Genomic DNA, 13,495 nt, shown 5'->3' with positions numbered 1-13,495 from the left:
TATGTTAGTTATGCATAATGTGAGTAAATATTTCGGTAAGTTCTGCGCATTGCGAAATATCAATCTTGAGTTCAACAATGGCGTATACGGACTACTAGCCCCCAACGGAGCTGGAAAAACGACCATGATCAAAATATTAACAACATTACTTTTTCCGACGGAAGGTCAAATTCTGTACCATGGTAAGGATATTATTACATTGGACGAACAATACCGCGATCTATTGGGTTATCTACCGCAGGAATTCGGATATTACAAGAACTACAGTCCATATCAATATTTGTTGTATATCGCAGCTCTGAAAGGAATCGATAAAAAGGATGCAAAGGAGCGGGTCAATAAGCTTCTTAAGCTTGTGGCATTAGATGCTGTCGTTCACAAAAAGATGAAGAAGTTCTCTGGAGGTATGATCCAGCGCGTGGGGATTGCTCAAGCCATGTTAAATGATCCGAAGATTCTTATCTTGGATGAACCTACAGCCGGACTGGACCCTAAGGAAAGAGTACGATTTAGAAATTTGCTCACGGAACTCGCTAGAGATCGTATCGTTATTTTATCGACTCATATTGTATCAGATGTAGAATCCATTGCTAATGAGATTATTATGATCAAAGACCAAGAAGTGTTATTCCAAGACACCATACGTAATATTTGCAGCATTATCGCTGGAAAGGTATACGAGACTGAGATTGAATATGAGCAAATCAAGGAATTTAGAGAGCAATACTTCTCACTATCGGAAAAACAAGAAGAGGGCAAGCTGAAGGTTCGCTTCATTACAGAAGGGACCTCTGATCCATCTTGGCGAGCGGTTGTGCCTAATCTAGAGGATGTGTTTCTACATATCTATAGAGATGAAGGGATAGGACAGGAAGCATGAGTATTAAAGGACATGAATTCAGAAAAATATTTAGATCTCCAGTCATTCTCGGTCTGATTGTTGTTTTCATCGGCTTTAACTTGTTTCTCATCTTTAGCAAAGCCTATATGACCCAGGATCTTGCGGTGTTGAACAGACTTGTGGACCGCATCGGATATGCAGTTACAGACGAGATGCAGCTTGCATTTGACCAAGAGTATGCGGAATCTTTACGCCAGATGAATGAAATAACCGAGGCGAAAATCGGAAAAACATACGACAGTGCAGCTGGATTTACATCCAGTAATCCTGTCCTTAAAGATAACAACAATCCCTTCACTCAGCAAGAAATTGACACCGTTGTAGAATTCTCCATTATCGAGAGTTACTACACTGCCATTCCAAAGATCATTACCGATTACGACACACTAGATATGAATCAACTCGCGGAGTCAGCCCTAGCGATGCAGACACGTAAAGTCAGCAACCCAGTAGCCAACACGATTAAAAAGCAATATGCAGATCTGTCCGTACGATTAGCTGAATTGAAGGGGAATGGCGAGCATTTAAATTTGTTCTTCATGGGTAAAGTCTATAAGATGCACAGCTTTTTATTCAAAAACATATTGAATTTAATCATTTATCAACTCATGATTCTTGTTGTTCTGATGACCGCACATTTACTTAATTATGAGTTTGAGAATAAGACCCATCTACTGACATACTCAACACGAAAAGGACGGCAGTTGATGTTGGATAAGCTACTCGTCTCCATTGCCGCTAGTATCCTCGTTACGACGGTTATTGTCGGGGTGACGCTTGCGACCTATTTCATGGTATTTAATTATTCAGGACTATGGCAGGTGCCGATTAGTTCTGCATTCAATGCGGAGTATGATATCCCCTATATCTCGTGGTGGAATATGTCGTTCATAGCGTATTTACTCTGGACCATCGTCCTCATTTATATTTGTCAGGTTCTGTTTGTAACGGTTGCTTTTATCATTACTGCATTTATAAGAAATAGTTACTTTGTGTTTTTTGTTTTTGGTTTAGTGTTTGGGGTGATTGTAACGATAACATCTTTTATCCCGCCAACTACGAATATCGTATTTGTTCCTTTTTTCAACCCGTTTTATCTCATCCTCAATTCACATCGATGGTTTATGCTACGAGACGTATACACTACTTTTAAATACTACGAGATCGTTACTATAGGCATTTGGTCTGTTTTGCTTCTTATCGTCTGTAGTCTATGTCTGAGAAGATTTAAAAGACAGAATATTGTATAGGAGGGCAACCCATGTCGATTATATGTCATGAATTAAAAAAGATATTCCACTGGAAGAAGGTGCTCATCCTTACTGGAATATGTCTTATTATTTTCCAAATGTTTATTCAATTCTATTTCATATATTTCCCCAACGGCTCAGGAAGTTACGATTACGATATAAGTGTACAAATGATCAAAGATTATGGCAACACAATGGAAGTAGAAGAGTATGATCACTTTAAAGGTCTTTATCAACAGAACGTGGAACTTGCAAATCAATATATCCAGTCAACTCAGCGGTTTGCACGTGCTGGAATTACAAGCTTTCCACAATTACAGATAGAAATCGAAGCAGATCCAAATAGTCCAGTCCTTATTAATTTATGGAAACTGGGTTATACCGATCAATATGATCTTTTCATGGTATTACAAACAATGGATATGATGATGGAATCGTATGAGCGATACTTTACAAATTATTATCTCAATATTACTCCCAGTCAAGAACAAAGATTGCAGGAAGTTCAAGATCAACAAGGATATGCACCCATATTTCCAGAACAAGTATTTCGTAACTATCAATATTTGATTTATTACACAGCTGTAGTGATTCTAATAAGCATCATGTTCATGATCACACCCATCTTTATTAGCGATCGCAGAAAAAAATTACATTACATACAATACACTTCTAAGTTGGGAAGAAAACTGTTTACATCAAAGTTATGGGCTTCACTTATCGCTGTCTTTTTAATCATTACAGTTGAGCTTGGATGTATCTTTGTCCTGTATGCGGGGAATAAAACAGACATGTTCTTCGCTTCTAATGTGAATTCAGTTTTTAATTATCATGTATTCTGGTACGACATAACTTTCTTTCAATACATTCTCATGACGGTAGCAGTCATCTATATTCTAGGACTATTCATTACGACGATCGTCGCTTTTCTGTCTAGTGTGACGGTTCATTATATTACAATCTTAGGTATACTGGTTCCGCTTGCCTATCTGATGTTTGGTGTTGGATTAACGTATCTCCTTGAATGGTTAAGTGATACTCGGCTACCACAGTGGTTTCAACCGCTGTGTTTCATAGGTTTAGTAGCAGTGGGAATTCTCATAATCATGTTTAGATGGAGGAAAGAGAAGGTTGCGGATATAGTTGGGTAGAGGAACTTGTATTTTCTCGAATACGATTTATTTTGGTGAGAAAGGGTATAGTATACTACGATGAAAACTATATCTTACTGGGAGGATCTAACATCATGGCTAAAGATTTTTTAACAGCGATCCAAGACAGACGCTCATTCTATGGGATTAGCAAAGAAAAAGTGGTTGCCAATTCACGGATTAAAGAAATTGTCGAGCATGCAGTGAAATATACACCGACTTCTTTTAATTCCCAGACTTCTCGGGCGGTGCTTCTACTTGATGAACAACATGATAAACTATGGAACTTGACTGAAGACATTCTACGCGTAGTTGTAGGGGATGAGAAGGCATTTGCTTCTACTTCAGAGAAGATGGCCAGTTTCCGAAGTGGTTATGGTACGGTGTTGTTCTTCGAAGATACGAACATCGTTGCTGATATGCAAAAAAACTATGAGGCATATGCAGATAATTTCCCGATCTGGTCTAATCAGTCTAGTGGAATGCTTCAACTTGTGGTGTGGACGGCGCTTGAACAAGAAGGATTAGGGGCGTCCTTACAGCACTACAATCCATTAATCGATGAAAAAGTGAAAGCAGAATGGAACATACCCGAGCACTGGAAGCTAATCGCTGAAATGCCGTTCGGCAAACCAACTTCCGATCCAGGGGAGAAACAATTTCAACCTCTTGAAGAACGCGTTAAAGTATTCGAATAAAGTAATCTCTATACAACATATACATTTCATGGGTAGTCGCCTCTTATCTTATGATAAGGAGCGGCTATTTTATTTGTTTCAATGGGAGGGTACGTAGGATCGGCATAAATGAACCTGGTATTAGCTTATTTACGTTTATTCTCTGTAATTCTGGTATGTATTATAAGATGTTGATATACTAGTATGACAGCTATACAGCTAAGTAGTGTTCATACAATACACCAGCGTAAGATGTAGCAGAGAAATAGGTTAGTGAAATGGAGTGTAAAGATGAGTAAAGGAAGAGTATGGAACCAAGGGAAACGAAATGGTGGTCCACCAAAGGCTAGTAAAGGGAATGTGCCGACAAAACCGATTGAAATTATCGGTGCTGATCAGCATATAGAAGTTGTATTGGCCGAAATCAAAAGTGAGATCGATAATCCTATTAACAGTGTGAAACCGATGAAACGTGAGAATGGGGTCCAAAAATCAGTTCGTGAAATCCGCAAAGAGGCTAAAGCTAAGAATAACAATTCAAGCGAAGAAGGCTCTTCAGGTCTATAGATGACATTCACCGCGTGCCGGCATTTAAGCGGTGCGCTTTTTATGTTTATTTTCTTAATTAAAGTAAAGATATGCTCGTATGTGAAGTACTGATTGGACTTTCTATATCCCTTCTGATGATTCTTTTACACGATAAACAAAATAAAAAAGACTGCTTACTATTTGTTTTTGTATGAAAGTCCAGGGAAAACAGTATAACTATTTACATCAAAGTACTTTACTCGTTTCCATGTTTTTATTTTGCCTTGAACGATTTCATAATCCCAAATCTCTCCAAATAATTTATCTTCGTAAGTTATGACTTTCACTCTCACCTTGAGTGCATTTTTTGTGCTTTGAGCATCTATAATCTCATAATCAAGTATTGCTGGATACATGCCACCGATCGGTATCAAATCAAATCCTTCCACGGCAACGGACTTGATTAACTCATCATTACGATTATCAAAACCAGCTATATGGATCGCAATGAGATTTCTAAAACCGGCCCAACTGCTGCTACCTATATTAAGTTCTTGTTCCCATATATCTTCTTGAGAAGATACATTTCTATCTTTAATTGTAACTGTCTGATTTTTTTGATCCCAACTCACATTTGCGCCTAACGCTTTTGAGACATAACTTATAGGTACCATTACTCGATTATCAATCATTCGTGGTGCTACATCTGGAGAGACTGCTTGACCATTTACTACGATCTTAATTGTTCCCTTCGCAAAGGCTAAACCTACGACTGCACTTAGCAAAAAAACGACTGCAAAAAGTGAAATTACGAGCTTTTTTTTCATTTTAATTATCCTCCTTTAAATATCTATATATTAAAGACATAAATATATGGAAATAGTTTCTATCAAATAGCAAATTAATTACAAAATAAAAAAATTTAAAAACAACGTTGAGTTGGGTTGAGTTTTGCGTTTATAATAAACGGATAATAATTCTAATAGAAAAGGTGTCATGCATGAGTATATTAAATGTAGAACGACTAAGCCACGGTTTTGGTGACCGGGCGATCTTTAACAACGTATCTTTTCGCCTGCTAAAAGGTGAGCACATCGGACTGATCGGAGCTAATGGCGAAGGTAAGTCCACCTTCATGAACATTATTACAGGTAAGCTTCAGCCCGACGATGGTAGAATTGAATGGTCCAAACGTATGCGTGCAGGATATCTCGATCAGCATGCTGTCCTGACCAAAGGTCTGTCGATTCGTGACGTCCTACGGGGCGCATTTCGGTATCTATTCGATATGGAACAAGAAATGAACGATATGTACGGTAAGATGGGGGAGGTAACTCCTGAAGAACTGGAGCAGCTTCTTGAGGACGTGGGTACAATTCAGGATATGCTGACGAACCAGGATTTTTACTTGATCGATGCCAAAATCGATGAAACCGCTCGCGGATTAGGATTAACCGATATTGGACTGGACAAAGATGTCAACGATCTAAGTGGCGGTCAACGTACGAAAGTATTACTTGCCAAGCTCTTGCTCGAAAAGCCGGATATCCTACTTCTCGATGAGCCAACAAACTATCTGGATGAGCAACATATTGAATGGTTAAGACGTTACCTGCAAGAATATGAGAATGCCTTTATTCTCATCTCACATGACATTCCATTCCTTAACAGTGTCATCAATCTGATTTACCATATGGAAAATCAGGATTTAACCCGCTATGTCGGTGATTACGACTACTTCGAGCAGGTTCACGAAATGAAAAAGCAGCAACTTGAATCAGCCTATAAGCGTCAAAAACAAGAAATTGCAGAGCTGAAAGATTTCGTTGCCCGGAACAAAGCAAGTGTCGCTACACGAAATATGGCGATGTCCAGACAAAAGAAACTAGATAAGATGGATGTCATTGAGCTTGCCAAAGACAAACCGAAGCCACAATTCAATTTCAGGGATGCGAGAACTTCGAGCAAACTGATTTTTGAGGCTAAAGATCTTGTCATTGGTTATGAAGAGCCACTGTCTAGATCACTCGACCTCCGTATGGAACGCGGTCAGAAAGTTGCGCTTGTCGGAGCGAACGGCATTGGTAAAACGACATTACTGCGCAGCATACTAGGAGAAATCCAGGCACTATCGGGTTCGGTTCACCTCGGAGAGAACCTAGAAATAGGTTATTTCCAACAGGAGATGAAGGACACCAATTACAGTACCTGTATCGAAGAAATATGGAAGGAGTTTCCTTCCTATACTCAATTTGAAGTTCGCTCCGCCTTGGCCAAGTGTGGACTTACCAACAAACATATTGAGAGTAAGATAGCCGTGCTTAGCGGTGGTGAAAAGGCAAAAGTGCGACTATGTAAGCTGATCAATAACGAATCGAATCTACTTGTGCTAGATGAGCCGACGAACCATTTAGATGTGGATGCTAAGGAAGAGTTGAAACGCGCCCTTATAGCCTATAGAGGCAGCATCTTATTAATTTCACACGAACCGGAATTCTATCGCGACGTTGTAACAGATACATGGAATTGTGAGTCTTGGACAACTAAGGTATTCTAACAATTAGAATGTCATAGTATTTATTGCTAAAGAACTGAGAACCCGATAGTGGGGCACTTTAATAAAGTGTCCGCTATCGGGTTTTTACGTTTTATAGTCGAATTACAAGATCAGGGTGTGATTGATTGCAAAATAGGACACAATTGGTTAGGGGGATCAACTTCGCCCTATCGATAGGAAACTCGATTAGAACCTGGTACTAGGAATTCATGCTATAATAAGAAATAAGATGTTGCACTAATTATTTATAAGGTTAATAAAGGAGGAGATTTAAATTGGATTTCACACAATGGATTGCACCTGAACATTATAATCTGACATCAGAAATGGAACATTCAGATTCTGCTAAAATTGCACTTAAATGGTTAGATGGTAATGGTGATTACGAAGAGATCACATATGGTGAACTACATAAACAGGCTAACCAGCTTGCCAATGGGCTAAAAGGCCTTGGTCTTCGCAAAGGAGACCGAGTGCTGGTTATGGTCCCTCGGAGAATAATCACTTACGTCATATATCTAGCTTGTTTGAAGACAGGACTAGCTATTATACCTTCTTCGGAGATGCTTCGGGCCAAGGATCTAGCTTATCGTCTTCGACACTCTGAGGCTCGGGCCGTTATAGTCTGGTCTGATGCTACGCAAGAAGTCGACAAAATTGGTGAGGATATACCTTCCTTGGCTTACCGCATCGTAGTTTCAGCAGAAAAAGCTGAGATAAAGGCGAATTGGATAGGTATACACGACATGATGGAAAGTCAATCGGATACTTTCACTACGGTGGATACACACCGAGACGATATGGCGATTCTTGCCTATACTTCTGGAACAACCGGTAATCCTAAGGGCGTAGTCCATACGCATGGTTGGGGTTATGCTCACTTGCGTATCGCTGCAACTCTCTGGCTGGATATTCAGGAATCGGATACGGTATGGGCAACCGCTGCACCAGGCTGGCAAAAGTGGATTTGGAGTCCGTTCTTATCCGTTCTTGGAAGTGGAGCGACCGGATTTGTATACAATGGTTCATTTCAACCGAACCGCTATTTGGAGCTAATCCAGAGTTATGGCATTAAGGTATTGTGCTGTACCCCAACGGAATATCGGCTAATGGCGAAGACGAGTGGATTGAAACAATATGACTTGTCTAACCTGCGAAGTGCGGTGTCCGCAGGAGAACCTTTAAACGAGGAAGTCATCAAGGAATTCCAGCGTCATTTCAATTTGACCATTCGTGACGGGTACGGACAAACAGAAAGTACTCTATTAATCGGTACTTTGAAAGATGCTCCTTCACGGATCGGTTCCATGGGGAGATCTATTGCCGATGGTCTTGTAGAAATCATAGATGAATCGGGCACACCGTTAGCTCCGGGACAAGTGGGGGATATTGCCGTACACTCAGATATGCCAGCATTATTTCAGAACTATTACCATGATCCTGAACGCAAACTAGCTTCTACGCGCGGCAATTATTTTGTGACAGGTGACCGGGCAAGGAAGGATGCTGAAGGATACTTCTGGTTTGAGGGTCGTGGAGACGATATTATTATAAGTTCAGGATATACGATAGGCCCCTTTGAAGTAGAGGAAGCTCTCATGAAGCACCATGCAGTCAAAGAATGTGCCGTTGTAGCTAGTCCTGATGAGATCAGAGGGCATGTGGTCAAAGCCTTTATTGTCCTTCAAGAGGAAATAGCAGGTTCACCGGCAATGGTTAAAGAGTTGCAGAACTATGTCAAAGAATGGACGGCTCCCTATAAGTATCCTCGAAAGATAGAATTCATTAAGGATCTCCCTAAGACAAACTCAGGTAAGATTCGTAGAATAGAATTACGGCAGCAGGAACAAAAGGCTTCACAGGTGTCAGGAGAAAATAAAATTATAGACTGAAAAATAAAGTGTTAGACTAGGTTAATTGTAGTAAAGTAAATAGAGGATGGTTAGTTCATTATATGAGCTAATCTCCTCTATTTTTTGTTTATAAGAAATATTAACTATGGCTTTAAAGCTTAGTATAAATTATTTAATATATTGAGGATAAAAGCCTTTCGTTGGGAGTGTTGTTGTGAGAGTACAAGAAGTAATTCTTAATGGTAATAAAAAGAGATATTTGCTGTTGGATGAGGTAGGTGTTCCAGTTGTACCTGTGATGAAGTATTTAAAATACCTCGATCAGACAGGTAAAAGCAACAACACACTGAAAACTTATTGCTATTCATTAAAACAGTATTTCACTTATCTTGAAGAGCAGAAGATAGATTATAAAGAAGTAGGAGTTAAGGATCTTTCTGACTTTGTAGGTTGGTTGCGTAATCCGTTTGAAAGCGGGAAAGTTACTCCATTACAACAGATTGAAGCGAAAAGAACAGAAAAATCAGTGAATCTTATAATCACAGTGGTAACAAACCTATATGATTACTTTTTCCGTATTCAAGAGATCCAAAACGATATGGTAGATAAACTGATAAGACAGGTATTTAGAGGTGGTCATAGTAAATATAAGGGATTCCTACATCATATTAATGAAGGAAAACCGACGAATAAGAACGTTTTAAAGCTGAAAGAGCCCAGAAGAAAACCTAGGGCTTTGCATAAGGAGGAGGTCGAACACATCTACGAGTCCACAACGAACATTCGTGATCGATTGTTGATTAAGCTGTTGTTTGAAACGGGACTACGTATCGGGGAAGCATTATCACTCTTCATGGAAGACTTCGTATTCGATCACAAGAAGGGCCATCGAATACGTTTAACGGACCGCGGTGAATTGGAGAATAGAGCTAAACTCAAGACGGGTGAACGGGAATTGTTTGTTTCGCAGGGACTCATGGATTTATACGACGACTACCTATACAACGTGATTGATGATCTTGAAATCGATACGAATTTTGTATTTGTTAAACTGCGGGGAAACCGAGTTGGACAACCGATGAATGACCACGATGTACGCGCCTTATTTAAAGTACTGCGTAAGAAAACAGGGATGCACATTCACAGTTTAAGATCATACTCGGTGAACCGTATCACAAGTTGTGGTAAAGCAGAAAGTTGAGTTGAGAGTAGAAGCCGCAATGTTAAAAATTGCAGATTGTTGTTTAAGTTACGGGAGTCGACACAGATTGAATGCTACGTGAGGATTGAAAGGCTGAAAGATTGATGAATAAAGGGATGCAGGCGATTCGCAAAGCTAATAATTTAGAGCGATCCTAATAAAAGATGAGGTATATGTGATGCCAAAAAACGATAATATGCTGGCAATCCTATGGATGCTGAATTCGGGCGTTAAAATGACCGCAAAACAAATATCCGAAAAGTTAGAAATAAATATAAGGACAGTCTATCGGTATATTGATGCGCTAGGTGCCAGTGGAGTGCCTATAATATCCGACACTGGTCATAATGGCGGGTATAGCTTGCTGAATAATTTTATCAGAGCACCTCTGCTATTTGATATTGAAGAAAAAAAAGCACTTCTTCATGCTGCTGTTTTTGCAAAAGAAGCCGGATACCCTTTGAGTGAGGCATTAGGTAATGCGACATCCAAATTGAAAATGTATTCGAATCAGGAACAGGAAAGTGTTCTCAGCCGTCATTTAGCCGGATTTGAAGTTATAAACCGTATGGGAGACCCTTCTATTCAGCCAGTATTGGCGGAATTGGAGCAAGCTGTAGCAAACGAATTCTCTGTAGAAATTGATTATCGCACACGCCGTGATGATCAACCCAAGACTAGGGTGATAGATCCCTATGGAATGGTTTACTGGAACAATAAATGGTATATTGTTGCATTTTGCCACCTGAGAAATGAGATCCGCAGCTTTCGGGTAGAACGGATTTTACAAATCAAGCGTACTCAAAACATATTTAAGCGTTCCGAAGCTTTTTTGGCTCGGGAATTTTTTTTGCGAAATCTATTACCTGATTTAGTCGGCAAGGACGGGTTAATTGCATTAATTATCGAAGGTAGGTCAGAGGCGTTGGATGACTTATGCCTGCATTGGTTTTTGGGGCATCATCTGAAAGAGCGTACATCAAATCAAGCAATCTTTTTACTTGAGGAAAAATCAATTCATACCTATGTTCCTAATTTTCTCTTATCCTACGGAAAATCCATTCAAGTAATCGAACCACAGAGTTTGAAGGAAAAACTTGTTGGTGTAGTGTCGGAGTTAATGGAATATTATCAACTTTAATAGCTTCACTGACAGCGGATGTCAGTGAAGTCATTTTATAATGATGATAATCATTGATTACCGATGGATAGTTGGTATCACTTGATGAATTGTAAAATAAGGAGAACTTGCAAATGAATAATACGGTATATCTTTATGTGTTTGACACAATGGCAGACTGGGAAATAGGCTACTTAACTGCCGAACTGAACTCGGGAAGATATTATAAAAAGGGGCTGGCCCCATCAAAAATAGTTACCGTGGGAATTGATAAGACTCCAGTAACTACAATGGGCGGATTGAAAATACTGCCTGATATCAAATTGGATGAGTGCAGCATTGAAAGATCAGATCTATTGATTTTACCCGGTGGAGATACATGGACAGAAAACATTCACCACCCCCTCTTAAAAATCGCTGAGAGGTGTTTAAGGGAAGGTATATGGGTTGCAGCGATTTGTGGTGCTACAATGGGACTTGCCCAGACAGGATTGCTGAATTCACGTGGGCATACAAGCAATGATCTGGAATACCTTAAAATGATCTGTCCCACTTATACAGGAGAAAAGTATTACAAAATGGAGTCTGCTGTAACTGATGGAAAACTGATCACAGCATCTGGAATAGCTCCGTTGGAATTTTCTGTACACATCTTGAAAGCTTTGGATGTGTTTTCTCCAAAAACATTAGACGCCTGGTATAGCCTTAATAAGACTAGTGATTCTAAATATTACTATGAGTTGATGAATTCAATACAATGAAGGTATAGTGAAGAATCCTTCTGAAGCAATAGAGTTCTATAAAACTGTTTTCAATGCACGGGTTAAGGATATTACTGAATATCCTGATGGAAAAGGAAAAAAAATAATTGTTCATGCGGAATTAGATTTTGGAAATGGTTTTTTACAGCTGGGAGCAGCGAATCCGACTTATAAATTGGGCTTGCCGCCAGATGAAGACAATGCGTGTTATTCTTTAGGAATTTACTTAATTAATGTTGACCAGGTATTTGAAAATGCGGTAGCAAGAGGAGCAAAAGTAAGGGGATCGGTTGCAAGCTTTGTTTCAAGTGATCGATTCGGAAGTATATTGGATCCTTTTGGAGTAAGATGGACTATTATGACTAGGATTGAGGATTTGTCAGAAGAAGAAAGTAGTCGCAGGGTAGCTGAATGGCCCAAAAGCTTTAGTGGAGAATAAATGTAATAACTGTAATAAATAGTTGGCGAAAATAGAAACTTCAAAATTTTGAGGTTGAAAGCTTACTGTTGACCAATCCCAATGTAAAGAAGAATTACTATGACCAAAGAATTATGGATCAATCTGCCAGTCAAAGACCTGAGCAAGTCAAAAGAGTTTTTCAGCAAAATCGATTTCTCGCTTCATCCGCGTCATATGAACAGCAGTGAGATGGCCGGCTTAGTCATAGGTGATAAAAAGGTGATGGTGATGCTTTTTCCAGAGTCCGCTTTCAAAGGTTTTGTGGGAAATGAGATTGCCGATACAACGAAGGGAACCGAGGTGTTGTTTTCCATTGATGCGGCAAGCCCGGAAGAAGTAGATGAAATGGTACGCAAGGCTGTTAACGCGGGTGGTACTGTATATGGAGAGCTCGGATACAAGGACGGGTGGATGTACGGTGCCGGATTCGCCGATTTGGACGGCCATCGATGGAATGTGTTGTATATGGATATGGAGCCAAAGAATCCATTACTCAGAATTCTATTTTTTACCAATAATAATAAAATATCCAGTTAATGTAACTTTATTTTCCTGACTCTGTCCTTAATAAAAAGGAGATGAAGCTATGTGGAAACTTGTCGTCATTCTCGTTATTGGCATTTTTCCGGAAAGCGGCGATGTGATCTACAAGGATTATTTCATCGACAGTGATTTGACTCCTCTGTTAGTTAAATGATAAATAAGAGACGCTATTTCGTCTGAACAGGAGCACCGAAACAGGCAGAAGGGCAAAATCAAAAATTTTCGGTGAACGCTATTGGGCGGCTGCGCTTGCAAACAGAATGCAGAATGGGTAAATGAGAAATAATAGCAACTATCGAGGCATTCTCGGCAGTCAAAAGGCACCTGTGAAGGTGCCTTTTGATTTCGTCCTATAAATGTTACGGTGAACCGTAACATAAATTAGAACAGGTCATTACGCTCCCTCGGTATGATTTGATTATCTCACGCAAGCTCGTCTATTCGCAGGATTTCATCCCTTTAGAAATGACATTAGAATTAAAGAGAGCCAGGA

General features: G+C 39.6%; 13 protein-coding genes. 12 read left to right on the top strand and 1 reads right to left on the bottom strand.

Translation table 11 applies throughout. The features are described 5' to 3' along the window. The first annotated feature begins 1 nt into the window (after window position 1). The 5 genes from J2T13_RS09310 to J2T13_RS09290 all read left to right on the top strand — a co-directional run bounded on the left by J2T13_RS09310 (window position 2) and on the right by J2T13_RS09290 (window position 4,546). Complete coding sequence (locus tag J2T13_RS09310; RefSeq protein WP_429370541.1) at window positions 2–880, top strand: ABC transporter ATP-binding protein; 879 nt, start codon at window positions 2–4, stop codon at window positions 878–880. Next, window positions 877–2,151, top strand: a complete 1,275-nt coding sequence (locus tag J2T13_RS09305) for a hypothetical protein (RefSeq protein WP_429370540.1) — start codon at window positions 877–879, stop codon at window positions 2,149–2,151. The genes J2T13_RS09310 and J2T13_RS09305 overlap by 4 nt, the downstream gene beginning before the upstream one ends. An 11-nt stretch (window positions 2,152–2,162) precedes the next feature. Beyond that, complete coding sequence (locus tag J2T13_RS09300) at window positions 2,163–3,302, top strand: hypothetical protein (protein WP_429370538.1); 1,140 nt, start codon at window positions 2,163–2,165, stop codon at window positions 3,300–3,302. Window positions 3,303–3,397: 95 nt separating this feature from the next. Next, complete coding sequence (locus J2T13_RS09295) at window positions 3,398–4,000, top strand: nitroreductase family protein (protein ID WP_429370536.1); 603 nt, start codon at window positions 3,398–3,400, stop codon at window positions 3,998–4,000. Window positions 4,001–4,270: 270 nt separating this feature from the next. Further along, entirely contained in the window at window positions 4,271–4,546 is a 276-nt protein-coding gene (locus J2T13_RS09290) for a hypothetical protein (RefSeq protein ID WP_429370534.1), read from the top strand. A 158-nt stretch (window positions 4,547–4,704) separates the two neighbouring features. Here J2T13_RS09290 and J2T13_RS09285 read toward each other — a convergent pair whose 3' ends face one another. Beyond that, a complete protein-coding gene (locus J2T13_RS09285) occupies window positions 4,705–5,334 on the bottom strand; it encodes a copper amine oxidase N-terminal domain-containing protein (protein ID WP_429370532.1) in 630 nt (209 codons plus the stop codon). Window positions 5,335–5,507: 173 nt separating this feature from the next. Between J2T13_RS09285 and J2T13_RS09280 the strand changes: the two genes are divergently transcribed. The 7 genes from J2T13_RS09280 (at window position 5,508) to J2T13_RS09250 (ending at window position 12,996) form a co-directional block, all read left to right on the top strand. After that, the gene (locus J2T13_RS09280; protein WP_429370530.1) at window positions 5,508–7,064 is read left to right on the top strand and encodes an ABC-F family ATP-binding cassette domain-containing protein; all 1,557 of its coding nucleotides are present in this window, start codon (window positions 5,508–5,510) and stop codon (window positions 7,062–7,064) included. Between the two features lie 326 nt (window positions 7,065–7,390). Continuing rightward, on the top strand, window positions 7,391–8,956 hold the full coding sequence (locus J2T13_RS09275) for an acyl-CoA synthetase (RefSeq protein ID WP_429370817.1): 1,566 nt from the start codon (window positions 7,391–7,393) through the stop codon (window positions 8,954–8,956). A 175-nt stretch (window positions 8,957–9,131) separates the two neighbouring features. Next, entirely contained in the window at window positions 9,132–10,118 is a 987-nt protein-coding gene (locus J2T13_RS09270) for a tyrosine-type recombinase/integrase (protein WP_429370528.1), read from the top strand. A 178-nt stretch (window positions 10,119–10,296) separates the two neighbouring features. Continuing rightward, window positions 10,297–11,259, top strand: coding sequence for a helix-turn-helix transcriptional regulator (locus J2T13_RS09265; protein ID WP_429370526.1), 963 nt, complete (start codon window positions 10,297–10,299; stop codon window positions 11,257–11,259). A gap of 113 nt (window positions 11,260–11,372) precedes the next feature. After that, the gene (locus J2T13_RS09260; protein WP_429370524.1) at window positions 11,373–11,999 is read left to right on the top strand and encodes a type 1 glutamine amidotransferase family protein; all 627 of its coding nucleotides are present in this window, start codon (window positions 11,373–11,375) and stop codon (window positions 11,997–11,999) included. Between the two features lie 7 nt (window positions 12,000–12,006). Beyond that, on the top strand, window positions 12,007–12,438 hold the full coding sequence (locus J2T13_RS09255; protein WP_429370522.1) for a VOC family protein: 432 nt from the start codon (window positions 12,007–12,009) through the stop codon (window positions 12,436–12,438). A 99-nt stretch (window positions 12,439–12,537) separates the two neighbouring features. Next, window positions 12,538–12,996 carry a VOC family protein gene (locus J2T13_RS09250; RefSeq protein WP_429370520.1) on the top strand — a complete coding sequence of 153 codons (459 nt, stop codon included), beginning with the start codon at window positions 12,538–12,540 and terminating at the stop codon, window positions 12,994–12,996. Window positions 12,997–13,495: the final 499 nt, after the last annotated feature.

Origin of the sequence: Paenibacillus sp. DS2015 (genome assembly GCF_050433705.1) — a bacterium.
Lineage (GTDB): Bacteria > Bacillota > Bacilli > Paenibacillales > Paenibacillaceae > Paenibacillus_AQ.
Note: the sequence above shows the minus strand (reverse complement) of the source record. Positions and strands in the feature narration are given on the sequence as shown.

What these genes read in the sequence shown, in the direction of transcription:
- J2T13_RS09310 (WP_429370541.1), top strand. Translation starts at nt 2, where the DNA reads ATGTTAGTTATGCATAATGTGAGTAAATATTTCGGTAAGTTCTGCGCA.
- J2T13_RS09250 (WP_429370520.1), top strand. Translation starts at nt 12,538, where the DNA reads ATGACCAAAGAATTATGGATCAATCTGCCAGTCAAAGACCTGAGCAAG.
- J2T13_RS09260 (WP_429370524.1), top strand. Translation starts at nt 11,373, where the DNA reads ATGAATAATACGGTATATCTTTATGTGTTTGACACAATGGCAGACTGG.
- J2T13_RS09290 (WP_429370534.1), top strand. Translation starts at nt 4,271, where the DNA reads ATGAGTAAAGGAAGAGTATGGAACCAAGGGAAACGAAATGGTGGTCCA.
- J2T13_RS09280 (WP_429370530.1), top strand. Translation starts at nt 5,508, where the DNA reads ATGAGTATATTAAATGTAGAACGACTAAGCCACGGTTTTGGTGACCGG.
- J2T13_RS09300 (WP_429370538.1), top strand. Translation starts at nt 2,163, where the DNA reads ATGTCGATTATATGTCATGAATTAAAAAAGATATTCCACTGGAAGAAG.
- J2T13_RS09295 (WP_429370536.1), top strand. Translation starts at nt 3,398, where the DNA reads ATGGCTAAAGATTTTTTAACAGCGATCCAAGACAGACGCTCATTCTAT.
- J2T13_RS09285 (WP_429370532.1), bottom strand. Translation starts at nt 5,334, where the DNA reads ATGAAAAAAAAGCTCGTAATTTCACTTTTTGCAGTCGTTTTTTTGCTA.
- J2T13_RS09275 (WP_429370817.1), top strand. Translation starts at nt 7,391, where the DNA reads ATGGAACATTCAGATTCTGCTAAAATTGCACTTAAATGGTTAGATGGT.
- J2T13_RS09265 (WP_429370526.1), top strand. Translation starts at nt 10,297, where the DNA reads ATGCCAAAAAACGATAATATGCTGGCAATCCTATGGATGCTGAATTCG.
- J2T13_RS09305 (WP_429370540.1), top strand. Translation starts at nt 877, where the DNA reads ATGAGTATTAAAGGACATGAATTCAGAAAAATATTTAGATCTCCAGTC.